At 66.8% G+C, this 26218-nt stretch carries 20 protein-coding genes; 18 read left to right on the top strand and 2 right to left on the bottom strand.

What is annotated here, in order from left to right:
• Positions 1-5: 5 nt before the first annotated feature.
• From J7643_09640 to J7643_09575, 14 genes are all read left to right on the top strand, one after another.
• The gene (locus J7643_09640) at positions 6-1247 is read left to right on the top strand and encodes an NADH-quinone oxidoreductase subunit D (GenBank protein ID MBO9540840.1); all 1242 of its coding nucleotides are present in this window, start codon (positions 6-8) and stop codon (positions 1245-1247) included.
• Between the two features lie 21 nt (positions 1248-1268).
• Entirely contained in the window at positions 1269-1811 is a 543-nt protein-coding gene (locus tag J7643_09635; GenBank protein ID MBO9540839.1) for an NAD(P)H-dependent oxidoreductase subunit E, read from the top strand.
• Positions 1812-1814: 3 nt separating this feature from the next.
• Positions 1815-3098 carry an NADH-quinone oxidoreductase subunit NuoF gene (gene nuoF, locus J7643_09630; protein ID MBO9540838.1) on the top strand — a complete coding sequence of 428 codons (1284 nt, stop codon included), beginning with the start codon at positions 1815-1817 and terminating at the stop codon, positions 3096-3098.
• Between the two features lie 12 nt (positions 3099-3110).
• On the top strand, positions 3111-4682 hold the full coding sequence (locus tag J7643_09625; protein ID MBO9540837.1) for a (2Fe-2S)-binding protein: 1572 nt from the start codon (positions 3111-3113) through the stop codon (positions 4680-4682).
• A gap of 12 nt (positions 4683-4694) precedes the next feature.
• The gene (locus J7643_09620; protein MBO9540836.1) at positions 4695-6059 is read left to right on the top strand and encodes an NADH-quinone oxidoreductase subunit H; all 1365 of its coding nucleotides are present in this window, start codon (positions 4695-4697) and stop codon (positions 6057-6059) included.
• Positions 6059-6553: an NADH-quinone oxidoreductase subunit I gene (locus tag J7643_09615; protein ID MBO9540835.1), complete on the top strand. Its 495-nt coding sequence runs from the start codon at positions 6059-6061 to the stop codon at positions 6551-6553. The genes J7643_09620 and J7643_09615 overlap by 1 nt, the downstream gene beginning before the upstream one ends.
• A 29-nt stretch (positions 6554-6582) precedes the next feature.
• Positions 6583-7086, top strand: a complete 504-nt coding sequence (locus J7643_09610) for an NADH-quinone oxidoreductase subunit J (GenBank protein ID MBO9540834.1) — start codon at positions 6583-6585, stop codon at positions 7084-7086.
• Between the two features lie 8 nt (positions 7087-7094).
• Positions 7095-7397 carry an NADH-quinone oxidoreductase subunit NuoK gene (gene nuoK / locus J7643_09605; protein MBO9540833.1) on the top strand — a complete coding sequence of 101 codons (303 nt, stop codon included), beginning with the start codon at positions 7095-7097 and terminating at the stop codon, positions 7395-7397.
• 10 nt (positions 7398-7407) lie between these two features.
• A complete protein-coding gene (gene nuoL, locus J7643_09600; protein ID MBO9540832.1) occupies positions 7408-9369 on the top strand; it encodes an NADH-quinone oxidoreductase subunit L in 1962 nt (653 codons plus the stop codon).
• A gap of 10 nt (positions 9370-9379) precedes the next feature.
• Positions 9380-10921 (top strand): NADH-quinone oxidoreductase subunit M, encoded by a 1542-nt coding sequence (locus J7643_09595; protein ID MBO9540831.1) that lies wholly within the window; start codon positions 9380-9382, stop codon positions 10919-10921.
• A gap of 3 nt (positions 10922-10924) precedes the next feature.
• A complete protein-coding gene (locus tag J7643_09590; protein ID MBO9540830.1) occupies positions 10925-12409 on the top strand; it encodes an NADH-quinone oxidoreductase subunit N in 1485 nt (494 codons plus the stop codon).
• A gap of 98 nt (positions 12410-12507) precedes the next feature.
• A complete protein-coding gene (locus tag J7643_09585) occupies positions 12508-14862 on the top strand; it encodes a sensor histidine kinase (protein MBO9540829.1) in 2355 nt (784 codons plus the stop codon).
• Between the two features lie 262 nt (positions 14863-15124).
• Positions 15125-17467, top strand: a complete 2343-nt coding sequence (locus tag J7643_09580; protein ID MBO9540828.1) for a HAMP domain-containing protein — start codon at positions 15125-15127, stop codon at positions 17465-17467.
• A complete protein-coding gene (locus tag J7643_09575; protein MBO9540827.1) occupies positions 17460-19703 on the top strand; it encodes a HAMP domain-containing protein in 2244 nt (747 codons plus the stop codon). Before J7643_09580 ends, J7643_09575 begins: the two co-directional genes overlap by 8 nt.
• On the opposite strand, the gene J7643_09570 is transcribed toward J7643_09575, so the two are convergent.
• Positions 19700-20443: a HAMP domain-containing histidine kinase gene (locus J7643_09570; GenBank protein MBO9540826.1), complete on the bottom strand. Its 744-nt coding sequence runs from the start codon at positions 20441-20443 to the stop codon at positions 19700-19702. The two genes, J7643_09575 and J7643_09570, sit on opposite strands and share 4 nt — an antisense overlap.
• 119 nt (positions 20444-20562) lie before the next feature.
• Complete coding sequence (locus J7643_09565; GenBank protein MBO9540825.1) at positions 20563-21186, bottom strand: response regulator transcription factor; 624 nt, start codon at positions 21184-21186, stop codon at positions 20563-20565.
• A gap of 261 nt (positions 21187-21447) precedes the next feature.
• Between J7643_09565 and J7643_09560 the strand changes: the two genes are divergently transcribed.
• From J7643_09560 to J7643_09545, 4 genes are all read left to right on the top strand, one after another.
• Positions 21448-22500, top strand: coding sequence for an EAL domain-containing protein (locus J7643_09560; protein MBO9540824.1), 1053 nt, complete (start codon positions 21448-21450; stop codon positions 22498-22500).
• A 141-nt stretch (positions 22501-22641) separates the two neighbouring features.
• Entirely contained in the window at positions 22642-23541 is a 900-nt protein-coding gene (locus tag J7643_09555; protein ID MBO9540823.1) for a hypothetical protein, read from the top strand.
• Between the two features lie 137 nt (positions 23542-23678).
• Entirely contained in the window at positions 23679-24908 is a 1230-nt protein-coding gene (locus J7643_09550) for an IPT/TIG domain-containing protein (protein ID MBO9540822.1), read from the top strand.
• A 9-nt stretch (positions 24909-24917) separates the two neighbouring features.
• On the top strand, positions 24918-26216 hold the full coding sequence (locus tag J7643_09545) for a hypothetical protein (GenBank protein MBO9540821.1): 1299 nt from the start codon (positions 24918-24920) through the stop codon (positions 26214-26216).
• Positions 26217-26218: the final 2 nt, after the last annotated feature.

The following is a 26218-nucleotide window of genomic DNA, read 5'->3' as shown; positions in this document are numbered from 1 at the left end:
AAGATATGTCCATTCCCGCTAGCAAGATCCTCGAGACTCCGCTCGACCTCCAGAAGGAGCAGGAGTTCTACAAGGACCTCCACACCGAGCTGATGTTCCTCAACCTGGGGCCGTCGCACCCCGCGGCGCACGGCACCCTGCGTACCTTCGTGGCCCTGGACGGTGAGACCATCAAGGCGGCCGTCGCCGAGATCGGCTACCTGCACCGCGGCTTCGAGAAGACCGTCGAGCAGCGCACCTGGAACCAGGTCATCCCCTACACCGACCGCCTGAACTACTGCTCGGCAGCGCTGAACAACTTCGGTTTCTGCAAGGCCGTCGAGCGCATGCTCGACATCGAGGTCACCCCGCGCACCGCGGCCATCCGCGTCATCGTGGGCGAGCTGATGCGCATCATCGACCACCTGATCGCCATCGGCACCAACATCCTCGACATGGGGGCGCTGACCAACTTCTGGTACACCTTCAACCAGCGCGAGAAGGTGTACGACATCATGGACAAGCTGTGCGGCGCGCGCCTCACCAACTCCTACGGCCGTATCGGCGGTCTCTACCGCGATCTGTACAACGGCTTCGAGGAGGACGTGCTCGCGGTCCTCAAGGACTGCGAAGAGGGCGTCGCGACGGTCGAGAAGCTCGTTCGCAAGAATCGAATCTTCATCGACCGCACCAAGGACGTCTGCGTCGTGAGCCCCGAGATGGCCCTCTCCTACGGCTTCTCGGGCCCCACCCTCCGCGCGTCGGGCGTGGACTGGGACCTGCGCAAGCAGACCCCCTACTGGGGTTACGACCAGTACGAGTTCGAGGTGCCCGTCGGCACCACCGGCGACACTTGGGATCGCATCCTGATCCGCTTCTACGAAGTCGCCGAGAGCGCCAAGATCATCCGCCAGGCGATCAAGACCCTGCCCAAGGGCCCGATCACCGTGGACGACAAGCGAATCGCGCTGCCCCCCAAGGCGGACACCTACCAGAACATCGAAGGTCTGATCAACCACTTCAAGCTGATCTTCGAAGGCGTCCGGGTGCCCGAGGGCGAGATCTACGACTCCATCGAGGCGGCCAACGGCGAGCTCGGCTTCTACATCACCTCGGACGGTTCGGGCTTCCCCTACCGCATCCGGGTGCGTCCGCCCTGCTTCATGAACTTCGCGGCGTTCCCCGAGATGATCGAGGGCTACATGCTCGCCGACGCCATGGCCTCCCTCGGCTCCATCAACATCATCGCCGGCGAGCTCGATCGCTAGTCGCGGCATAAGGAAGATCACATGTTTGCGTTCACCGAAGAAAACGAGCGGAAGTTCGAGGAGATCGTCTCCCGCTTCCCCGCCGAGAACCGGATGGCCGCCACCCTGCCCACCCTGTGGCTCGCCCAGGAGCAGCACGGCTGGTTGCCGCCCGAGGTCCTCGCCTACGTCGCCAAGCGCGTGGGCGTGACCCCCGCCCACGTGCTGGGGGTTGCGACCTTCTACACCATGTACCTGACCGAGAAGCCCGGCGAGCACCTGCTCGAGGTCTGCACGTCGGTCTCGTGCTGCCTCACCGGCGGTCGTGAGACCCTCAAGCTCCTCTGCGACAAGCTCGAGGTCCTGCCCGGCGAGACCACCAAGGACGGCAAGTTCACGGTTCGCGCGGCCGAGTGCCTCGGTTCCTGCGACACCAGCCCCATGATGCAGGTCGACAACGACGTCTACGTCGAGAACCTGACCCCCGAGAAGCTCGACTCCCTGATCGCCGAGCTCAAGGACCAGCCCTGGGGCACCCGTACCAAGCTCGCGAGCTTCTGCGCCGCCGGCAACAGGAGGAGCTAGTCAATGGCGTTCCAACCCGTCGTTTCCCGTCTCTTCGACACCCCCAACGCCGGCGACATCTCGGTCTACGAGCAGCACGGTGGTTACCAGGCCGCGCGCAAGGCGCTCGGCATGGAGCCCAGCGCTCTGATCGAGGAGGTCAAGACCTCCGGGCTGCGCGGCCGCGGCGGCGCGGGCTTCCCCGCGGGCATGAAGTGGAGCTTCATCCCCAAGGACAACCCCAAGCCCAAGTACCTGGTCGTCAACTCGGACGAATCCGAGCCCGGCACCTTCAAGGACCGCAAGATCCTCGAGCGTGACCCCCACTCGCTGGTCGAAGGCTGCATCATCTCGGCCTTCGCCATCGGGGCCCACAAGGCCTACATCTACCTGCGCGGCGAGTTCAACCAGCAGCGCCTCCACCTGGACGACGCGATTCGCCAGGCCTACGAGAAGGGCTACCTGGGCGACAACGTGATGGGCACCGGCTTCAAGCTGGACGTCTACACCCACCGCGGCGCCGGCGCTTACATCTGCGGCGAGGAGACCGCCCTGCTCGAGTCCCTCGAAGGCAAAAAGGGCCAGCCCCGCCTGAAGCCCCCCTTCCCCGCGACCCACGGCGCCTTCCAGTGCCCCACGGTGGTCAACAACGTCGAGACCATCGCGACCGTGCCCTGGATCATCAACAACGGCGGCGCGGCCTACGCGGCCATGGGTACCGAGAAGGCCAAGGGCACCCGTCTGATGTCGGTCTCGGGCCACATCAACACGCCCGGCGTCTACGAGATCGAGATGGGCCTGCCCTTCAAGGACTTCCTCGCCAACCAGCTGGGTGGCGTCTGGAAGGGCCGCGGCCTCAAGGCCGTCATCCCCGGCGGTTCGAGCTGCCCGATCCTCACGGCCGACGAGGCCATGGGCACGACCCTCGATCCCGAGGCGATCGCAGCCCTCGGCTCCATGGCAGGATCCGGCGGCATGATCGTCATCGACGACCAGACCGACATGGTGGACCTGCTCGAGGACCTCCTGCACTTCTACATGCACGAGTCCTGCGGTCAGTGCACCCCCTGCCGGGAAGGCACCGACTGGCTCTACAAGATCGTCCAGCGCATCAACGCCGGCATGGGCACCCAGGAAGAGCTCGACAGCATCCTCGACATCGCGGACAACATGGAAGGCAAGACCATCTGCGCGCTTGCCGCGGCGGCTACCATGCCGACTCGCTCCTACATCAAGAAGTTCCGTGCCGAGTTCGAGGCCAAGTTCAAGCGCTCCCAGTCGCCTGTCGGCACTGTGGCCACCGTTTAGGAAGAGAGCATCATGGCGACGATTACGCTGAACGGCCGCCAGGTTGAGGTCCCCGATGGCCTCAACCTGATCCAGGCCGCCGAACATGCCGGGGTCACCATCCCCCACTACTGTTACCACCCGGGCCTGCCCATCGACGGCAACTGCCGCATGTGCCTGGTCGAGATCGAGGGGGCCCGCGGTCCCCAGATCTCGTGCAACACCTTCGTCAAGGACGGCATGGTCGTCAAGACCGACACCCCCGCCGTCGAGAAGATGCGCAAGGGCGTGCAGGAGTTCCTGCTGCTCAACCACCCCATCGACTGCCCCATCTGCGACCAGGCCGGCGAGTGCCGTCTGCAGGACTACTACATGGAGTACGGTCAGTACGAGAACCGCTCCATGGTCCCCAAGGTCGAGAAGAACAAGGTCGTCGACCTGGGGCCCCTGGTCGTGCTCGACCAGGAGCGCTGCATCCTGTGCTCGCGCTGCGTCCGCTTCTGCGAGTCGGTCACCGAGACCGGCGAGCTGGTCATCGCGGGCCGCGGCGACAAGAGCCGCATCGAGACCTTCCCCGGCATGGAGCTCGACAACCCCTACTCGGGTAACGTCGTGGACCTGTGCCCGGTGGGCGCCTTGACCTCCAAGGACTTCCGCTTCAAGCAGCGCGTGTGGTTCCTCAACACCACCAAGTCGGTCTGCGTCGGCTGCGCCAACGGCTGCTCGGTCAACGTCGATCACCGCGCCGGCATGACCTACCGCTACAAGCCCCGCCACAACGCCCAGGTCAACGAGTACTGGATGTGTGACGCGGGCCGCCTGAGCTACAAGGCCCTCAACGACAACCGCCTCTACGGCGCCCTGGTGGACGGCGACGAGCAGCCCATCGGCATCGCCCTCGACGCGGTCATCGCTAAGGTCAAGGCCGCGGTCGCCGAGTTCGGCCCCGATGCGGTCGCGCTGGTGGGTTCGGCGCACGCCACCCTCGAGTCCAACTTCGTCCTCAAGCGCCTCGCCGCCGAGGTCCTCAAGACCTCCAAGCTCTTCGGCGCCACCCTCACCCCCGACGGCGAGGGCGACGACTTCTTGATCAAGGCCGACAAGACTCCCAACCGCAAGGGTCTGGAGTTCCTGGGCTACCAGCAGAGCGCCGAGGCCCTCAAGGCCGCGGTCGCCTCGGGTACCGTCAAGGTCCTCATCGCCATGGACAACGACCTGGTCGGCGAGGGTGGTCCCGAGTGGGCTCAGCTCTTCAAGAGCGTTCCTTTCACCGTCTTCATGACCAAGCACCACACCCCCTGGGCCGAGATGGCGAACGTCACTCTGCCCATCGCCTCGCACGTCGAGCAGTTCGGCTCCTTCGTGCAGGCCAAGGGCGTGCTCCAGAAGGTCATGAAGGCTTACGACGCCCAGGGCGACGCGATCCCCAGCTGGGAGCTGGTCTCCTCGCTGGCGCGCGCGCTCGGCACCGACTTCGGTTACGACGACGTGGAGCAGATCTGGACCGACATGAGCGCGGCCTACGAAGCGCTCAACGGCATGTCCTTCTACGGCATCCCGGAGACCGGGCACCAGCTGCCCGTCGCCGAGATGGTTGGAAAGTAGGCGCAACCCACCATGACTTCGAACTTACTACTCGACTTCGTCATCATCGCCCTCAAGGCGGTGTTCGTCCTGATGATCCTCCTGGTGATGGCTCCGGTCCTGATCGTGCTCGAACGCAAGATCTCGGCCTGGATCCAGGACCGTCCCGGTCCCAACCGCGCGGACATCGGCGGCTTCCGCCTCGCCGGCTTCGTCTACGTCATGGCCGACGCGATCAAGCTCTTCACCAAGGAGAACTTCACGCCGACCAACGTCAACCGCTTCTACTACTACCTGGCGCCCGCCATCTCGGTGGCCATCGCCCTTTCGCTGGGCGCGGTCATCCCCTTCGCCGACACCCTCAAGTTCGGCGACGTGTCGGTGCCCATGCAGGTCCTGCCCATCAACGCGGGCTTGCTGTGGTATTTCGCGGCCGCGTCGCTCAGCGTCTACGGCATCATCCTTGCGGGCTGGGCCTCGAACAACAAGTACTCGCTGCTCGGCGCCCTGCGCGGTAGCGCGCAGATCATCAGCTACGAGATCCCCATGGGCCTCTCGGTCATCGGTCTCTTGATGACCTACCAGAGCCTCGAGCTCAACAAGATCGTCCTGGCCCAGGGCGGTCCCCTGAGCTTCTTCGGTCTGTTCGACCTGGGCTTCCACCTGGGCAACGTCTGGATCGGCATCCCCAACTGGGGCGTCTTCATCCAGCCCCTCGCCTTCATCATCTTCCTGGTCGCGTCGTACGCCGAGACCAACCGTACTCCCTTCGACCTGGTCGAGTCCGAGGCGGAGATCGTCGCGGGCTTCCACGTCGAGTACAGCGCCATGAAGTTCGGCATGTTCTTCTTCGCCGAGTACATGGCCATGGTCATCGCTTCGAGCATCATGACCACCCTGTTCTTCGGCGGGTGGCAGGTGCCCTTCTTCAGCACCGAGGCGCTCCAAGAGTTCTCCCTGCCCATGATCCGGATCGGCCTGGTCGGCGCCGTTGTGCTGCTCGGTCTGATGGCGATGGGCCTGTTCAAGCTCTACCAGTCGAACAAGGGCCGCTTCGGCGACGCCCGCGACAACGAGGGCAAGATCCTCGGTATCGTGGTCAGCGCCCTGGCCGTGGTCATCGCCGTGGTCTTCGTGGCGAGCCTCTCGATCAGCGCTCTGCCCGCTTGGGGCGGGGTGGCCTTCGCGGCCGTCGCTCAGTTCACGTCTTTCTTCCTGAAGATGTTCTTCATCGCCAGCACCTTCGTCTGGGTTCGCTGGACCCTGCCGCGCTTCCGCTATGACCAGCTGATGAACCTGGGCTGGAAGACCCTGCTGCCCCTGGCGCTCGCGAACATCTTCGTCACCGGCGTGGTGATTCTGCTGATGAATCACTTCAAGCTTGGAGGTGGGATCTAATGTCGATCAAGATCGAGCGTCCGAGTACGGACATCAAGGAGGACATCTACCTCCTGGCCATCATCAAGGGCCTGGGCATCACGTTCAAGCACCTGGTGTCGAGCATCTTCAAGCCTCGCAAGCTGCCCATCGTGGAGTACCCCGAGCAGCAGAAGCAGTTCCCCGCGGGCTACCGCGGTAAGCACCGCCTCACCAAGCGCGAGGATGGTTCGGTTCGCTGCGTGGCGTGCTACATGTGCGCCACGGCCTGCCCGGCCGAGTGCATTCACATTGTCGCCGAAGAGGTCACGGACCCCACGGTCGAGAAGGCGCCCGCGCGCTTCGACATCGACCTGCTGGAGTGCGTCTTCTGCGGGATGTGCGTCGAAGCGTGCCCGGTGGATGCCATCCGCATGGACTCTGGCATCTACTCGTTCACCGACTTCAACCGCAAGGACTTCGTCATCACCAAAGAAGAGCTGATGGCCGTCAAGCCGCAAGGCATGCCGGACTAGCCGCACCGAAGTAGGAGCCACCCCCTTCCATGCTATCCACCATCCTGTTCTATATCTTGGCCACGGTGATGGTCCTCGGCGGTTTCGTCACCATCACCCGGCGCCATCCCCTCCCCGCGGCCCTTTCGATGGTCGTCTCGTTCATGGCCCTCTCCGGGCTCTACGCCCTGCTGACGGCGCAGCTCATCGCGATCCTCCAGATCCTGGTCTACGCCGGGGCCATCATCGCGCTGATCGTTTTCGTCATCATGCTGCTCAACGTCCGGGACGAGGACCTCAACTACCAGGAAGAGTTCATCCCGCAGCTGGGTCTGGCCATTGCCGGCCTGCTGCCGGTGGTCGGCCTGGTGATGGCCGCCATCGGCAAGCTGCCCAAGGACGCCTTCCCCGCGCTCAAGGATCCGGCTTACGGCTCCATCGAGCTGGTGGGTCTGTTCCTTTACCAGAACTACATCTTCATCTTCGAGATGGTCGCGATCCTGCTCACGGTCGCCATGGTCGGCGTCGTGCTCTTGGCGAAGCGCCGGATTTAGGAGTCCCCATGCTTACGCTGCAACACTTCCTGATTGCCAGCCTGCTGCTGTTCGCCACCGGCGTCGCGGGCGTGGTCGGCCGCAAGAATCTGTTCATCGTCTTCATGTCGATCGAGCTGATGCTGAACGCGGTCAACCTGAGTTTCGTCGCCTTCGCGCGGTTCTTGAACCAGCTCGACGGCCACGTCTACGTCTTCCTCGTCATGGCCGTTGCCGCCGCCGAAGCCGCGATCGGGCTTGCGATCGTCATTTTGCTCTTCAAGAACAAGGAGTCGTTGAACGTCGACGACTTCTCCGTCCTGAAGCGGTAGAGGTTTCCCGATGGATTCACACACCACCAACTTGCTACTCTGGGTGCCGTTGCTGCCGCTCCTCGGCGCGATCATCAACGGCTTCCTGACCCTCTTCTACGCCAAGTCCGAGCACGGCGCCCCCAAGGGCCTGGTCTCGGCCGTGGCCGTCGGTGCCCCGTTGCTCGCCTTCTTCGTCTCCCTCAAGCTCTTCTTCGAGCTGCGGGGCCTCGATGAGAGCGCGCGCCTCATGACCCAGCACGTGGCCACCTGGATTCAGGCCGGTCAGCTGAACGTGGGCATGGACTTCATGCTCGACCCGCTCTCGGCGGTCATGATCCTGATGGTCACCTTCATCGGGACGCTCATCCACCTGTACTCGGTGGGCTACATGAGCCACGATCGCGGCTTCTCGCGCTACTTCACCTACCTGAACCTGTTCACCTTCTCGATGCTGGTGCTGGTCCTCGGGAAGAACCTGCCCATGATGTTCGTGGGTTGGGAAGGCGTGGGCGTCTGCTCGTACCTGCTGATCGGCTTCTGGTACTCAGACATCCTGAAGGCGAACGCCGGTAACAAGGCGTTCATCACCAACCGCGTGGGCGACTTCGGCTTCCTGCTCGGTATCTTCTTCCTGTTCGTCTACACCATGAACCACGGCGGGGCGACCCTCGACTTCGTGGGCCTCAAGGCCTTCTTCGAGGCGATGCCCAAGGGCGAGGCGCTGACCATCACGGTCGCGACCACCGCCGCCTTGCTGCTCTTCATCGGCGCCATGGGTAAGAGCGCCCAGGTGCCCCTGCACGTGTGGCTTGCGGACGCGATGGCCGGTCCTACCCCGGTCTCGGCCCTGATCCACGCCGCGACGATGGTCACGGCGGGCGTCTACATGGTCGCGCGCTGCAACTTCATCTTCGGCCTGAGCCCCCTGGCTCAGACCGTCGTGGCTTCGATCGGCGCCTTGACGGCGCTGTTCGCCGCCAGCATCGCCCTTACCCAGTCCGACATCAAGCGCGTGCTGGCCTACTCGACGCTCTCGCAGCTCGGCTACATGTTCGTCGGCGTCGGCATCGGCGCGTACTCGACCGGCATGTTCCACGTCTTCACCCACGCCTTCTTCAAGGCCCTCCTCTTCCTCGGCGCCGGCTCGGTTATCCACGCCATGCACGAGGAGCAGAACCTCTGGAAGATGGGTGGCCTCAAGGCCAAGATGCCCATCACCTTCGCGACCATGGGCATCGCGACCCTGGCCATCGCAGGCATCCCGCCCTTTGCGGGCTTCTTCTCGAAGGACGAGATCCTGCTGCACGCCTTCGCGCACCAGCACTACGTCATCTACGGCGTGCTGCTGCTGACGGCGGCGATCACGGCCTACTACATGTTCCGCATGTTCTTCCTGGCGTTCTACGGTACGCCCCGTGACAAGCACCGGGTGGAGCACGCCCACGAGAGCCCCTGGGTCATGACCCTGCCCCTGGTCGTGCTCTGCGCCTTCACCGTCTTCGTCGGCTTCTTGGGCCTGCCCCATATCTGGGGTCCCAACCTGTTCGGCGAGTGGCTTGCCCCGGTGGTCGGCACCAGCGCCGTCCACGTCTCCCTCGGCCTCGAGTACGGCCTGATGGGCCTCTCGGTCCTGGTCGCCGTCATCGGCATCTCGATCGCCTACGCCCGTTACGGCAAGGCCACCCCTGCCACCGAGCCCACCCGCACCGTGTGGTGGGAAGTCCTCAAGAACAAGTACTACATCGACGAGTTCTACGACGCCGTCCTCATCAAGCCCCTCCGCTACATGGCGCGGGTGCTGCTCAACAAGGGCACCGAGGAGAACGGCATCGACAAGGCGGTCAACGAGGCGCCTCGCGTTTACGCGAGCATCTCGGGTGCGGTCCGGACGTTGCAGAACGGTCTGACCCGCTCCTACGCCCTGATGATGCTCGTCGGTGCGGCCGTCATCGCCGTGTACTACATCTTGAAGTTCGACACGCTGCATTAAGGATTGATCAATGGACCAGAACGTATTGTCGATCCTGATCTTCCTGCCGGTCGTGGCGGCGCTGGGCCTCATGCTCATGCCGAACGGCTCGGAAAAGGGGATCAAGGGATTCGCGATGGTGGCCGCGCTCATTAACGCGGCCCTGGCGCTCTCGCTCCTGGGCACCTTCGACCCGGCCAAGCCTGGCTACCAGTTCGAAGTCAACGCGCCCTGGCTGCCGAACGCCGGCATCTCCTACCACCTCGGCATCGACGGCATCAGCCTGGTGCTGGTCGTCCTGACGGCCGTCCTCACCCCGGTGGCCCTCCTGGCCTCCTGGAACCTCATCAAGGAGCGGGTGCGGGGCTACAACGCCTGGATGCTCTTGCTCTCGGCGGGCATGATCGGCGCGGTCTGCGCGCTCGACATGTTCCTCTTCTACGTCTTCTTCGAGCTGATGCTCGTGCCGGCCTTCTTCCTCATCGGCCTCTGGGGCGGTGAGGGCCGGGTCAAGGCGACGATCAAGTTCGTCGTCTACACCTTGGTCGGTTCGCTCTTCCTGTTCGTCGCCATCCTGTACCTGGCGGTCCAGCACCAGGCTGCCACCGGCACCTGGAGCTTCCAGCTCGCCGACCTGATGGCCACCCCGCTCGCCGGTCCCGCCATGGTCTGGGCGTTCCTCGCGTTCGCCTTCGCCTTCGCGATCAAGAGCGGCCTGTTCCCCTTCCATACTTGGGCGCCCGACACTTACGTGGCAGCGCCCGCCCCGGTCACCTTCCTGGTGAGCGGCATCATGGGGAAGATCGGCGTCTACGCCTTCATCCGCTTTGCCATGCCCCTCTTCCCCGAGGCGGCCAAGATGGCCCAGCCCTATCTGATGGGTCTGGCGGTCATCGGGCTGGTCTACGCGGCCTGGGTCGCGCTGGCTCAGACCGATATCAAGCGTCTGCTCGCCTACAGCTCGATCTCGCACATGGCGGTGATCCTGCTGGGCGTCTTCGCCCTCGACCAGCACGCCTGGACCGGCGCGGTGTTCATGTTCATGGCCCACGCCCTGGCGACCGGTGGTCTCTTCCTGATGGTCGGCATGCTCGCCGAGCGCAAGGGCACCCAGATCGCGGACTTCGGCGGCATCGCCAAGACCATGCCCTGGATGACCACCGCGTTCATCCTCGTCGGCATGGCCTCGATCGGGCTGCCCGGCCTCAACGGCTTCATCGGCGAGTTCATGATCCTGCTCGGCTCGTACACCAGCCACAACGTGCTCGGCGCCGTCGCGACCACCTCGGTCGTGTGGGGTGCTTGCTACTTGCTGTGGAGCATCTCCCGCACCTTCTTCGGTGAGGAGAAGCCGGCGAACGCCAAGCTCGCGGACCTCTCGCTGCGCGAGGCCCTCGTCATCGTCCCCATCGCGCTCGTCATCGTCTACACGGGCTTCGTGCCCCAGCCGGTGCTCTCGCGAATCGACCCCTCGGTCCAGTCCCTGCTGGGTCCTGTCAACGCGGCGGCCGCCAAGGCCGCGGCTTCGACCCCGGTGGCGGCCGAAGGCGAATCTCACGCCGGAGGGCACTAAGGCATGAACATGGAAATCCACTGGCTCTCGATCATGCCCATCATCATCACGGTGGTGGCGGGTTTGGCCCTGACCTTCTTCCGTACCCCCGCGCTGCTCGGCGGGATCTCACTCTCGGCCCTGGCGCTCGCCGCCATGACCGCGGGGATCGACCTGATCCAGAGCCCGGCCGGCTTCAAGCGCGTCCTCTTCCACGGGGTCGTGACCTTCGACGCCTACAGCCACTTCTTCACCCTGCTGCTGCTCGGTTGCGCAGCGCTTACCCTGGTCGCGGCCTGGGCCTACTTCCCTCGTGAGAAGATGGCCCAGAGCGAGGTCTACTCCCTGTTGATGCTCAGCCTCTCGGGGATGCTGATCCTCCCGGCGGCGACCCACCTGATCACGGTCTTCATCGCCATCGAGATCATGTCGATCGCGATCTACGCCTTGGTCGGCGCCCGTCGCCTGGACGTGAAGGGCAACGAGTCGTCGGTCAAGTACTTCCTGCTCGGCGCCTTCGCCTCGGGCATCATCCTCTACGGCATCGCGCTGACCTACGGCGCGGCCGGCTCGGCTCACTTCGATGGCCTGCGCGCCTTCGCGGCGAGCCCCGATGCTGCCAAGCTGCCGCTCTTCATCGCGGGCATCGCGATGCTGATCATCGGCTTCGGCTTCAAGGTGGCGGCGGCTCCGTTCCACGCCTGGACTCCGGACGTGTACGAGGGCGCTCCCGCCCCCATCACCGGCTTCATGTCGACCGCGGTCAAGGCCGCCTCGTTCGCCTTCATCCTCCGCACCATGGCGGTGGCCTTCCTGCCCGTCAAGGGCGAGTGGGTCGAGGTGGTCGCGGGCCTGGCCGTCGTCACCATGTTCACCGGTAACATCCTGGCGTTCGTTCAGGGCAACATCAAGCGCATGCTGGCTTACTCCAGCATCGCCCACACCGGCTACATGCTCATGGGCCTCACCGCCCTGTCGAACCAGGAAGGCGCTTTCGGGGGCGCGGCGATCCTGTACTACCTGGTCGCTTACTGCCTGACGAACCTCGCCCTCTTCGCGGTGATCGGCTTCATCAGCAAGCAGGGCGAGAAGCTGACGGAGATCGAGGACTTCTCGGGCCTGGGCGCCAAGTTCCCCGGCCTCGCGCTGGTCATCTCGATCTGCATGGCGAGCCTCATCGGTATCCCGCCCACGGCCGGCTTCTTCGCGAAGTACTTCCTGTTCAGCGCCGTGATCCAGCAGGGCTTCGCCTGGCTGGCGGTGCTGGGTATCATCAACTCGATCCTCTCGGTCTACTACTACCTGCGGGTGATCGTGGTGATGTACTTCAAGGAGCCCCGCGCCGACTGGAGCGACACCGCGGGCATCGTGCCGGCGCGCATCGTCGGCGTGATCTGCGCCGTGATGATCATCTGGGCCGGGGTGGGCGCAAGCAGCCTCTTCTACATGGTCCCCGGGGCGCAGCCTCTGATGGCCTGGGCCAAGACCTCGATCGCAAGCCTCTTCTAAGAGGACGCGGACGACGCAACGAAAGGGAGCGGCAGCGATGCCGCTCCCTTCGCTTTGGCTGGTCAGCGATGCGCGAGGCGTGTAATATTCTTTAACAAATGCCTCACGCGCCGCAACCCAACCGGCATCCCTCCCTGTGGCCCGTGGTCCTCGCGGCGGGTCTGGGCGGGGCGTTGCTCAATTGTCTGCCGGTGCCGCTGATGCCGGGGGTTCACAGCCTCTTCGGCACGACCCTGGCCTTCGCGGTGGCCCTCAACTTCGGCCCGGTGCCCGGGATGCTCGCGGCCGCTATCGCCTTGCTGCCGACGATCGTGATCTGGCTGCATCCTTACGCCATCTTCCCCATGACGATCGAGGTCGGGGCCGTGGCCTGGCTTTCGCGTCGTTGGCCGCCCCTTTCGGCGATTCTGCTTTATTGGCTGCTCTTCGGCTGGGTCTTCAACTGGGGGTACTACCGGTTCTATCTCGGCTGGGATCCCAACATCCTCGTGCCCTTGCTCCTCAAGCAGATGCTGAACAGCTGGCTGAACGTGCTCTTTGCGCTGCTGCTGCTGACCTTCTGGCCGCGCAGGGAGCCATGGACGCGCTGGCTTGCTCTTTCGCCGGGCCGCCTTCCCCTCAAGCGGGTCCTGCAACTGGTTCTCATGGCGGTCGCGGCGGTGCCGATCTTCCTGGCGGGCAGCCTGTACGGGCGATCGCTCTGGGAGCGCGAGGAGGAGCGGCAGCGCGCGCTCCAGAGCGCGGAGCTTGCGATGCTCAGCCAGGGGGGCCAGGGCTACCTGAAGGAGCACCAGGACGCGGTCCGCACGGTGGCGGTCCTCCTCTCCCGCGCGGACCTCTCGCGATCCGAGGAGCAGTTCCTGCTCGAGGCGACCCATCGCAGCGTGCCCGGCTTCGTCAACCTCTACATCGGAAGCCCCAAGGGCAAGGCCCTGCTCTTCTATCCTCCCTTGGGCCCCGGCGGCACCAATCCCATCGGCCAGGACTTCTCGGATCGCCCCTATTTCCATGCCTTGCGCGCGGGGCGCTCCGCCGTGGTCTCGGACGTGTTCCTCGGGCGGGGCGGTACGGCCGAGCCCATCGTGGTGCTGGGCGAGCCCATCCACCGTGCGGGCCGCTTTGCGGGCTACGTCTCGGGGGCGGTCGATCTGGCGCACCTGGCGAACGGGATGGGCCACCCGGGCCCGTACACTGCGATCAACCTGGTGGATGCGAGTGGCCGCTACGTCGCTACCTCCCATGGAGCGAGTTGGACGCTGAAGCCGGCGCGGATCCCCTTCGACTACCGCTCCCAGGCCGGCATTACCCAGACCGAGTACGTGCCCGAACTCACCCGCATGAGCATCGCACAGGCCTTCGAACGGCAGCTGGTCAGCTATACCACCCTGCCCGGGCTCGGCTGGATCCTCTGGATCGAGACCTCGGTCCTGGCGGTGCAGGAACGCATGCAGGCGAGCTATCTCGGCATCCTGGGCGGGATGGTGCTCGGGGTTCTCGCCGCTTTCGGCCTGAGTGTCCTGTTGGCCCGAGTCCTTTCCAGGCCGCTCCTGGTCCTGGCGCAAGACAGCCAGGCGTTTGCCCGTGGGGATGCGCATGCCTTGCGCGGGGAGGCGCTGCCGGCGGTCGAGGAGCTCGCCGGGTTGACGACCAACCTGCGCGAGATGGCGGCCATCGTGCGCATGAAGCAGGAAGAGCTGGCCGAGCAGGTCCGGGCCCGGACCTTGGAGCTTGAGGAGGCCAACGAGCGACTGCTTGAGCTGGATCGCCTCAAGGGTGAGTTCCTCAACTCGGCCTCGCACGAGCTCAGGACCCCACTGGCCTCGATCGTGGGGTACTCCGAGTTCCTGGAGGATGAGATCGGAGGGCCCATCACCCCCCAGCAGCGGGAGTTCATCCACCAGATCCAGGCGGGATCGGCGCGTCTGCGGCGGATCGTGGACGACATGCTCGACTTCGCCCGCCTTGAGGCGGGGACCTTCTCGCTCCAGCGGGCCGACGTCGAGCTGGGCGGCATCATCCAGGACGCAGTGCGCATGCTGCAGCCCCAGGCCCGCGAGGCCCATCTCACCCTGGAGGCCACCCCGCTCGTGCCGCCGCTGACCCTGTCCATCGACGCGCAGCGCATCGGCCAGGTCCTGCTCAACCTCATGGGGAACTCCCTCAAGTTCACCCCGGCCGGCGGCCGGATCACGGTGAGCGCCAAGCGCCTGGACGGCGAGGTCCGCGTCGAGGTGTGCGACACGGGGATCGGCATCGCCCCCGAGCACCAGCGGGCCTTGTTCCGGAAGTTCTACCAGGTGGATTCCAGCTCGACCCGCGCCCACGGCGGCGCCGGGCTGGGCCTTGCGATATCGAAGGCTCTGGTCGAGGCCCACGGGGGCCGGATCGGGCTCGAAAGCGCGCCGGGAGAGGGCAGCGTCTTCTGGTTCACCCTGCCCATCGTCCAAACGTAAAGCTTCTCTTGATTTATTCATGAATTTATGTGGATTGCTTCATGAATAATTGTGACAAATATGCCGCAAGAAACCTTGTTTGAGTAAGATTGCTCATAAATCTCACAAATGCTGTGAGTATTAGTTGATAATCCAATGATGTGATCAAGCAATGATAGGGCGGTAGTGTGACTCGATCCGATTCGCTGAGCGCGGCATTTCGCGCTCGCTCTGGGCAATGCGCTTGAAATCGAGGGCTTGCTCGGCATCGCGGATGCTTTTCGTGCTGCTGCTGGTGGCCGGGATCATCGCCCTGGCATCGGTCATTGCCATGTATGCCGTCGTGAGCGGCCGGGAGGCCGATGAGGCCGTCCGGGCCATGACGCGGCATGCCGCCCAGGGCTTGGCCGAGGAGGCCGACGCTTATCTCGAGGAGCTCGAAGGGTGGGCGACGACCATTGGCGCCACCATGCCCGAGCCCCGTCGCGCGCTCGTCGAAGGCTGGGATTCGGCCCCGCGGGCCCGGCTCCTCGCGCTGGTCGAGCGTTCCGGCTACGCGGGCCTGATGGTCTTCTCGCCGGCCGGGAGGGTGGTGTTGAGGGTCGGCGAGGCCGAGCGCCCCGACCTGCTGGTGGCCGGTCCGGAGTTCGAAGCGGCGCTTGCGGGCCAGACCCGGGTCACGGACCCGTATATGGACCTGGCGAGCCGTGAGCGCTACGTCGCGGCCCTCGCCCCGGTGCGCGAACCGGCCTTCGGGCGGGTGGTCGGGGTCTGCGTGTTGGCCGCCAACGTCAGGACCCTCGAGGCCACCCTCCTGCGAGGGGCCCTCGCCTTGCCGGGTTCGAGCCACGTGAGCCTGTTCGATGGGCAAAAGATTTGCCTGATCCATACCCTTCGCCCTTGGCTGGTGGGGGGAGCCGCCAGCCGATCACCGGCGGCCGAGGAGCAGACCCTGCGGCGCGCGCTGCGCTACGGCATCCTCACGGAGCGTATGCTGCAGCGTTCGGCCGATTTTCCCCTCAACGAGCGGATCGAGGCGGAGCTGCTGCAAGCCCCCGGTCTCGGTGTCTTTTCTCAGGCCTCGTCGGCCGGGTCCGGCCCTCAGGGCTTGGTGTTCGAGGTCGCGCTTCGCAGCCAGCCGTGGCTGCTGCGCCTGGCGGTCCAGGAGAACCCTTACCGGGTGCCGTTCATGCAGGCGCTCGCCTTCGATGCGGGGGGGCTGTCGCTCATCCTGCTGGGGGTTGCGAGCGTGTCGCTGGCGGGGATGAAGGCCCTCTTGCGCCCGTTCCAGACCATCAAGCGCACGGCTGCGGCCTGGGCCCAGGGGGATTTTTCCGAGCGGATCCCCGCGTACGGGGCCAACGAGCTGGGCCAGCTGGCGGAGGCATGCAACCACATGGCCTCGGAGCTCGAGCGCCACACGGCGGGCCTGGAAAGCCTGGTGCAGGAGCGGACCGAGGCGCTCGTCCGGGTCAACGAGGCCCTCAGCCAGAGCGAACGCCGTTTGGCCGAGGCGCAGGGCCTGGCGCGGATCGGCGAGTACGAGCGCGACCCCCAGGGGCGTGGTCTGCGCCTCGGGGAGACGGCATGCCGCTTGTTCGGCCTGACGCCGGAGGGGGTGGCGCCGACTCTGGAGGCGCTGCTGCGGGTCGTTCACCCGAATGATCGCGAGGCCTTCGCGCGTTTCTACCGTGGCGCCGAGCGCCACGAGGGGCGCGCCTTCGATTGCCGCCTGCTGCTGCCGGACGGGACGCTGCGGGAGCTGCGCGCCCGCGAGGAGGCCGGGGTGGGAGCCGATCCCCGTCTGATGGGGACGTTCCAGGACGTGAGCGCGGTCAAGCAGCTCGAGCGCGAGTTGCTCGCGCAGAATGCGCAGCTGGTCGAGCTGGATCGCCTCAAGCGTCTCTTCGTCCACTCGATCTCGTACGACCTGCGGGAGCCGCTCACCGTCATCTGGGGCTATCTTGAGTTCCTCGAAGAGGGCCTCGGCGGGACCCCCTTGCCCGCGCAGCAGCGCTACCTGGCGCAGATCGCGCGCGCCTGCCACCGTCTGCAGTACCTCCTCGAGGACCTCCTGGACTACGCGCGCCTCGACTCGGGTCGCTTCGAGCTGGATCGCGCGGGGGGCGACTTTTGTCGGGTCGTGCGGGATGCCGGTACGGGGCTTGCGCCGCAGTTCGTCCAGGCGGAGCTCGACTTGCACCTGGAGCTGCCGCCAGCGCCGCTGATCGTCCTGATGGACGCTGACCGCCTGGAGCGAGTCCTGGTCAACCTGCTCACCAACGCGATCAAGTTCACCCCCGCCGGCGGTAGCGTCCGGGTTCGGGCGGGGGTCGAGGGTCGGTGCCTGCGGTGCGAGGTGGAGGACTCGGGCGAGGGAATCGTCCCGGAGGAAGTCCCGCTGCTCTTTCGGCACTTCACCCAGCTCGAACTGGGCATTCGCAGGGGGGGAAGCGGGCTGGGGCTCAGCATCTGCAAGGCGATCGTGGAGGCGCACGGCGGCGAGGTCGGCGTCCGGAGCACCCCGGGCCGCGGCTCGGTGTTCTGGTTTTGCCTGCCCTTCGATGCGTCGGTGCCGAGCGGGGACGGGCCTCGAGGCAGGGAGGTCGAGGGGATCGATGCTTAACGCACTTCGCAAACTCGCCTGGGTTCGAGACTGGCCGCTGCGCTATCTGCTCGTGGGCCTGGTCTTGCTCTTGGTCGCAGGTGCCTTGCTGCCATCCGTGGCCGCCCTGCTGCTGCTCACCGAGAGCCCCCGGACGGAGTTGCTCCAGGCGCGGATGGCGCTGGCTGGAGAACAGGGAAGCGCTGCAATCGAGCGCCGGCTGCACGCGGTACTGGCTTACGCCCAACACCTGGGGACGGACTACCCGGAGCTCGGGGCGTACCTCCGGGTGCCGGACGTGGCGGCCCGGGCGGATCTGGAGCGGCGGCTCCTGCTGTCGTTGCTCGAGGGGCGGCACCTCGCGAGCGCTTTCGTCCTGACACGGAGCGGCGGCGTGGTGCTCGGCGTGGGCAAGCTGGAGCAAGCCGAGCGCCTCGCGGCGACCCCCGCCTTTCGCCGCGCGATCGCAGGTCACCCGGCCCTGACCGAGGTGCTGCGCGATCGCACGGGCAAGCATCCCACCTACGCCGCCATGGCGCCGGTGCGCGCCAACCCGGGCGGGCCGGTGCTCGGGGTGGCGGTGCTCGCCGATCGCCTCGACGGTGTCATCGGCACGATCGTCGATCGCGGCGCGGGTCAGGTGGCGCCGGGCAGCTTCTGGGTGCTGGTCGACGCGCCCACCCAGGGCGAGGGGCCGGCCACCGAGGCGCTGCATCCCTTCCCCCTGACCCCTGCCGAGCGCGAGGCACTCGCGCAGCGCGCCGGCGTTCACCTTACCCGCTTGGAGCACCAGCCCTGGGGGCTCTCGGTGGTGGTGCCCGTGGAGGTCGCCCGTGCGCGGCGTTGGGAGGAGCTGGGCTGGGGGGCGGTGCTTGTCCTCATGGGCCTCGGCACGGTCTACCTGCTCGCACGCGTCTTCGCCAGGCGCCTCTTGCGGGCGCTCGTGGCCCTGCAGCGCGTGGCCCTGCGGTGGCGGCGCGGGGACCTGGCGGCGCGGGCGCCGGTCGAGGGCTGTCAGGAGGTGACGGAGCTCGCCACGGCCTTCAACCTGATGGCCGAGGAGCTCCAAGAACGTACCGCCTCGCTGCAGGCCGGCGTGCGCGAGCGGACCTACGAGTTGCTGGTCCGCAACGAGGCCCTGCGCGAGAGTCGGCGTCGCTTGGCCCGCACCCAAGCGATCGCAGGGATCGGGACCTGGGAGGTGGATATTGAAAGCGACAAGTGGACGGGCTGCGCCGAACTGTTTCGCATGCTCGAATTGAATCCGTCGGCGCTTCCGTCTAAGGATAACTGGATCGAGGCCATGCCCTTGCCGGAGGACCGCAGGCGCTATTGGCGCATGATCGAAGCCGCCCTCGCGGGGCGCCAGGGTCTGGCCGACGAGGTCCGGCTGGTGCTGCCGAGCGGTGCCGAGAAGGTCTTCCGGATGCAGGTGGAGGCGGTCCTGGACCCGACAGGGCGCCCCGAGCGGCTCGTCTCGACGATGCAGGACGTCACCCACCAGAAGCGCCTCGAAGAGGCGCTGCGGGCGCAGCATGTCGAGCTTCGCGAGCTCGACGGCCTCAAGACCCGCCTGATCAACGCCGTCTCCCACGACCTGCGCGGGCCCGCCTCGTCGGTGCGAGGCTACGCCGACTTCCTGCTGGCAGGTCTCGGCGGCCCACTGACGGCCGAGCAGCGCGCCTTCGTCGAGCGGATCCTGCGGGGCAGCCTACAACTCGAGCACCTCATCGACGACCTGCTCGAGCTGGCCCTGCTGGAGGCCGGCGCCTTCCGACTGGCCTTGGCCGAGGGCGATCTCGGGCAGGTGATCCGCGAGGCCGCCGAGGGTCTCGCTCCGCTCGCGGTGCAGAAGCATCTCGAGGTGGCGTTCGACTTGCCTCCCGCCCTCCCCGTGGCCAGCTTCGACGCTCGGCGCATCGAGCGGGTGGTCGTCAATCTGCTGCAGAACGCCCTCAAGTTCACTCCCGAGGGCGGGCGCGTCCGGGTGCAGCTCTGGAGGGAGGGGGACGGCCTGCGGTGTGAGGTGGAGGACACCGGGCCCGGGATTGCTCCGCAGGACTTGCCCAAGCTGTTCCGTCACTTCAGCGAGCTCGGGACCGGGCAGGGGCAAGGCGGTCTCGGCCTGGGGCTGAGCATTTGCAAGGCCGTGGTCGAGGCCCATGGGGGCGACATCGGGGTGCGCAGCACGCCGGACGAAGGAGCGACCTTCTGGTTTTGGCTGCCGCTGGCCCCGCAGGAGCCGCGCGCGGTTTAGGCCTCGTCGCCTGCGGGGTGGGGCAGGGTGAAGCTGAAGCTGCTGCCGATCCCCAGGATGCTCTCGACGGAGAGGGTGCCCCCGTGGCGCTCCACGATGGCGCGGCAGACGTTGAGGCCGATGCCCAGGCGATCGCCCCCTTCGCTCCGGCCCTGGTAGAAGGGCTCGAACAGGGTCTCGAGCCTGGCGGGGGCGATCCCGCAGCCGGTGTCTTCGATCCGGTGGACGATCCAGGCGCCCTGCACCTCGCGGCTGAGGCGTATCTGGCCGCCGGTCGGCGTGTGGCGGATCGCGTTGGAGAGGAGGTTGCGCAGCAGGTGGACGATGCGCGCCGCATCCACCCGGCAGGTGACGGGGTGCGCGCTCGGGGCGTGGATCACCTCGACCCCTTGCGCCAGCGCGAGGGGGCGGATGCTTGCGATCGCCTCGGCGGCACACGCCTCCAGGTCAAAGGGGCGCAGGTGCAGGGTGACGCGATCCGCCTGGTGGAGGCTCAGCTCGAGCAAGTCGCTCACCCGGTCGTGCATGTCCTGGGAGTTGGCGCGGACCCGCTCGGCGTGACGGCGCTGGCGCTCGGTGAGCGGGCCGCTCGCGTGCAGCAGGAGCTCGGTGGCGGCGATGATGGCGGTGAGCGGCGAGCGTAGGCCGTGCGAGACCGTGTTGAGAAAGCGCTCAGGATGCGCTCCGGTCTCCGCGCAGACGCCGGAGCCGAGAGGCTGGTCTGGTTGGTTGCACGGCATGTCGCACCTGCTTACCTGCCCCGGACCGCCGGGTCGCTTCGAGGGCCGTGGTTCGGAGTCTAGCGCCGCCGAGGCCGGAGCGCCAGGGACGAAAGTCCCGGATGACGGGCGCGGAGGTTTCACTCGACCATGCCGAGCTGCTGGCAGAGGAGCACCGCCTGGGTGCGGTTGTTCACGCCGAGCTTGTCGTAGATGCGCGAGAGGTGGTTCTTGATGGTCTTGTCGCTGAGGCAGATCCGATCGGCGATCTCGCGGTTGTTGAGCCCCTGGGCGAGCCAGGCGACGATCTCGCGTTCGCGCTCGGTGAGCGCTTCGAGCACCATCGGCGTCGGCAGGACGGGGGCCTTGCGCCGGCGCCGCGCCAGGGCCTGCTCGATGGCGTGGTTGAGCTTGTGCAGGTCCCGCAGGGGCTTCTGGAGGAAGTCGAAGGCCCGGCCTCCGCGCAGCGCCTGGATGGCGTCCTCCATGGTGCCCTGGCCCGAGAGGATGATCACCTCGGTGCGCGCGTCGAGCTCCTTGAACAGCGAGAGCAACTGCAAGCCGTCGAGCCCCGGCATCTTGAGGTCGGTGACCACGACGTCGAAGGGCTCCTGCTTGAAGAGCGCCACGGCTTCGAGGGTGTTGGAGGCTGTTCGGGTCTGGTAGCCGAAGTGGCTCAGCCACTCGTGGAGCATCGCGAGCAGGTCGCGCTCGTCATCCACGAGCAGGATGCGAGCGCCGGGTTCGGGTGCGGTATCAAGCATAGGGGCTGGAATCCTGCCTCGGACGAGTGGAGCGAAGCGTGCTGGTGCGAAGTGCCCCTAGCTTAGCCTACAAGGTTGCGATTGTGAAGAAGTCGTGTCGCACCTCGGTCATAAATTCTGGTTACGTGAAGTTCCGCCTATCGTGGCGCGCTCGTGACTTTCGCCCCCACCCCGTCGGGACCTTCTTCCCTTGGCCGTCTTCGCTCGCTTCGCTATAACCGACAGCGCAGGCCTCGTCGGTGGCCGCGAAGAGGAGCAACGATGAACGACCCGCAGCTTGATGCTTCCGCCCTGGTCCCCATGCCGGTCGAGGCCTTCACGGCTCGGCTCGCCGAGGACGTGGCGGGCCATGTGCGCCTGGCGCTGCCGCGCATCGGGCGCCTCCATCGCGAGGGCCTCGAGCAGGCGCTTTCGCAGGACGGCGGGGAGGCCCTGAGCCGGACTCTGCTGCGCCGGGTGGACGACTGCGTGACCGGGTTCGGCGCAAGCGAACTGAACGAGCAGGCGCTCGATCGCGTCGCCCTGGAGCGGGACCTGCGCGGCGCCCTGGCGCAGCGGGCCTTCCACCTGCACTACCAGCCCAAGGTGAACGCGGGCACCGGCCGGATCGTCGGGGTCGAGGCCCTCATGCGCTGGCGCCATCCCGAGCGGGGGCTGGTCTCGCCGGCCGAGTTCATCCCCATCGCCGAGCAGTGCGGCCTCATCATCCCCATGACCGAGTGGGTCTTGCAGACGGCTTGCGAGCAGCACATGGACTGGCGCCGGAACGGCCTGGCCCCCGTCAGGGTCTCGGTCAATCTCTCGGGCCGCCACTTCGCCTCGGAGGGTCTGGTTGAGCGCGTCGAGGCCACCCTCCGCGCGACGGGCATGGCCCCGGAGCAGCTGGAGCTGGAGCTCACCGAGAGCAGCCTGATGGAGAACGTGGAGGGCGCCATCGCCCAGCTCGACGCCCTGAGGCACTCGGGGGTGACCCTGTCGCTCGATGACTTCGGCACCGGCTACTCGTCCCTCGCCTACCTCAAGCGCTTCCCCATCCAGACCCTCAAGATCGATCAATCGTTCGTGCGCGACCTGCCCAACAGCCGCGACGACGCGGCGATCGTCTCGACCATCATCGCCATGGCGCGGAGCCTCGGCCTCGACACGGTCGCCGAGGGAGTCGAGGCGCACGAGCAGGTCGCCTTCCTGCGGGCCATGGGCTGCCGGATCATGCAGGGCTATCGCTTCTACCGGCCCCTCTCGCCGGAGATCCTCGAAGAGCTGTTGCCAAGGGCGGCGGCGGGGGCCGGCTTTAGCAGCAGGGGCTGGCTTTAATCGAAACGCCGTAGGTTAACTCCCGCTTGGCTTTGCGCAAGCCTCACGTTTTTCACGGCTGGGCCGCTATTGCGACGGGTACTCATGGGCTAGAAGCGTGCAAGTGCACCTTCACTCCTACCGTGAAAGTAGAAAGCCGCCATGAAACACGTCTCGAAGCTGCTCGGCATCGGCGCGATCGCCCTGGCCCTCACCGGCTGCGACGCCCTCAAGAACCTCACCCCCAACGACGTCAACGCGCTGCTCGCCGAGGCGGGCCTGGAGCTCAGGCTGACCGACAACGAAGGCCAGGCCAGGACCCTCAAGCGGGACGAGATCAAGGCGGTTTACCTGGACGGCAAGCCGCTGTCGGCCGACCAGTACGACGTGGTCGACGGCAAGCTCAAGTTCCGCGACGTGCCCAAGAACAAGCAGCAGAAAGTCCGCATCGAGTTCAACGGCGACATGGGCACCCTCGACGGCCTCGACCTGGACACCCGCGAGGGCCGCGCCTTCGACAACCGGGAGGTCTTCGTCCCCGGCGCCGACGGTCGCTTCCACGAGGCCGAACCCGGCATGACCCCCGAGGAGGCCTTCAAGCGCCAGCGCGAGGAGGACCTGAAGCACCGGATCACCCTGGACCTGAACGTCCCGGGCCTCAAGCCTGGCAGCGTCAGGTTCTTCGGCGGGGCCCACAGCCGGGAGCTCGCCGAGCGCGTCCACGCCCTGCCGCCTTTCGCCTTCGACGTGCCCACTGACGGGGATCTTCGGATGGACGTCCAGGTCCTCAACCTGACGGGCCCCAACCCCTCGGACGTGCTCGACGTGACCTGGTTCGTGGCCTTTGCGGGCGAGGGCTCGGCGATCAAGGTCCAGCGCTTCAAGATCGAGAAGGGCGACCTCAAGCGCCAGGAGCCCGCCACCGGCAAGCTGCCGGACGCCCAGCTGGTCTCGGCCGATGACATCGAGCTGGTCGGGGACGTCGAGACCTTCGCCGACTTCGCGCAGGCCGGGGCTCACTACCACTTCGAGCTGCCCCCGGCGCCTCCTGCACGCCCCTAGTCAGGCCCTGTGCCGCTAAGCCCCCCGCCAAGTCGTGACATGCGGCTTGGGACGGGGGGCTTAGTTGTGGGTATGCTTGTTTGTATCCCGGACAGCGCGAATCGGCAGGAACCGACCCTCAAGAGGCAGTGGAATCGGTGCGAACCCCCGTGCGGCATCCCGTCTTCCCCCTGGCTAGCATGCTTTTGCTTGCGAGCCTTTGCGCCTCGCTGGCAGCCTGTGCGCCGGAGGACGAGGGGCCCCCCGTGACCGGTGTGCCCCAGCCGACGACGGCTCCGCCCAGCGGAGAGGTCGGCGGCTCGGTGGGCGGTGACCCGAACGGCGGTGCCTCACCCGCGCCGACCCCCGCGCCCATCACCCTCTCGATTTCCTCGCCGGCGGCGGCCCTGGCCGTGCCCCGTCAGGGTGGCGGTGGTCTCTTCCCCTCCTCGCACCTCTTCCAGACGGTGTCGAGCAGCCCGTCGGCTGTCATCACCTGGCTATCCTCGGCTCCTTCGATCGTCTCGGTGGACCAGGTGGGCCGTGTCCAGGCCCTGCGCGCCGGGTCGGCGATCATCACGGCGAGTATCGGAGCGGTCAAGGCGACGGCGAGCGTGACCGTCCAGGAGAAGGCGCGCCTTTTGGTCGCCGCCCAGAACCCCCCGGCGGTCTCCCACTCGCTCGTGGTGACGGTCCGAAACGATCAGGGGACGGCGATCGCGACTTCTACCCCGGCCGATCTGACCCAACTGGGGAACCTTTCGGTCGAGGCGAGCGCGAAGGATTCGCTCGGCAAGGTCCTCGCGTTCGGCCGGGCCGAAGGGGTGAACCTATTACCGAACGAGCAGACATCGCTGGCGATCCCCCTCAACGCGCCCCGGCTCGACGTGGTCCAGAGCGGCGGACCCGGCGCGCAGATCCTCGCGACGGGGGCGGGCTTCCAGCGCTGGGTCAAGCTTCAGGACGGCGTCCAGACCTTCTACGAGCCGACCGTCACGGCGGCCTTCGGCGGCCAGGCCACGACCGTCTCGGTCCTGAACGACTCCCAGGCCCTGGTCACGGTGCCTGCTGGCTTGTCGGCGGATCTGCCCCTCACCCTCACCGTCGACTCGTGCGCCGTGAGCACCCCGTTCAAGCGCGTCGCGTCTCTGCGGATCCTCCCCTTCCCGGACCCCTTGCCTCTGCAGGCCTCGTACCGCTTCAACGCAGAGGCCCTCGACGCTCAGTCCAACCCCCTTCCAGGGGTAGAGCTGAGCTGGGAGGCGAGCGAGAAGGGAGCCGGGACCATGGTCGTCAACGGCCTCTTCCAGGACATGCGCGTCGGTACTTCGATCATCACCGTCCGTTCGGGGACGGTGTCCGCGACCGCCACGGTCACGGTGCAGTAAGGAGGGATCGTGAGACCTGTCATCCTCTGCCTCGCCCTTTCCCTCTCGATGGCTGGCTGTGCCCTGGTGGGCCTCGGCGCCAGGCCTCCCGAGGCGACCGTATCGGTTGCCCCCCTCGTGGGCCGCGTCGAGCCGGGGGTGGTTCATCGCTTCCGCTCGGTCCAGGCCGATCTGGTGACCGACGTGGCCCAGGGCGCGAGCGTCTCCTTCATCAAGCCCGGCGCGACGCCCCTGACCGTGGCGACCACCGTCACCGACGCCGACGGGCGCTTCCAGCTGCAGCTTGGGAACGCCTTTCGGCCCGAGGCGGGCTCCGTCTACTACCTGGAGGCCTTCAAGGGCCTTGGCTCCAACTCGGCCGGCCACAGCGCCGCGCGGGTCCGGACCCTGGTGCGCTGGACGAGTGGCGGCTGGCAGAGTCTGACGGGGGCGGTCATCGACCTGACGCTCACGACCACGGCGCTGGCTGCGGCCGCCCAGATCAACACGGCCCAGGGGGCGGCAGTGGATCTCGGCGGCCTGATGGGCCGCCTCCAGCGCAAGGTGTCGGACGGGGTCACCCCTGATACCTTCAGCGCCGTCGCCAACCTTTCGGTCGCCGACTTCCACGGGGCCTACGAGGTCGTCAGCGCCGCGCTAGGCGGCGATCTGGACCCGCTCGCGACCATCACCAAGGCTGACGGCAGCTTCGTGCTCCGGCCGGCGACCGGGCTCGGCGTCCTGCCCGCCCTCGGGGCCGATCTGGGCGGGACCGTGACCCTCTCGGGCCTCGTCTTCGACCCGGACCCCGCCCTGAACCGGGTCCGCTTCAACGGGGCCGAGGCGACGGTGACCGCGGTCGATCCGGCCCGGCGCTACATCCGGGTGACGGTGCCCGACGGGGCGACCCGCGGTGCCTTGACGGTGACCGTGGGGAGCAAGGCCTCGGGCGTGCTCGACTATCCGGTCTTCGGGACGGTCCGCCTAACGCTCGCGGGGATTCCCGGCGCTACGGCGACGGCGAGCGTCACCCTCACCCCGCCGAGCGGCTCGCCCGTGACCAAGACCGTCTCGAATCCTGCTGGCGCGACGGCCTCGGTCCTCTTCACCGGCCTGACGCCGGGCGAGGGCTGGACCGTGAGCGCTCGGGCGCTGAACGCGGCCAACCAGGCTTGGGCGACCGCCGCCCAGCTCGACGGTCCCCGCGATCCCCTGACCCTCACGACCCGGCCCGTGCCAGGCCCCTACGCCCTGACCTCGGGCCTCAACACGTGGGGGGTCGGCCTGCGGATCGCACCGGTCGGCGTGACGGCGACCGGTAGCTACTAGCG

Source organism: bacterium, assembly GCA_017744355.1.
Classification (GTDB): Bacteria; Cyanobacteriota; Sericytochromatia; order S15B-MN24; family UBA4093; genus JAGIBK01.
Note: the sequence above shows the minus strand (reverse complement) of the source record. Positions and strands in the feature narration are given on the sequence as shown.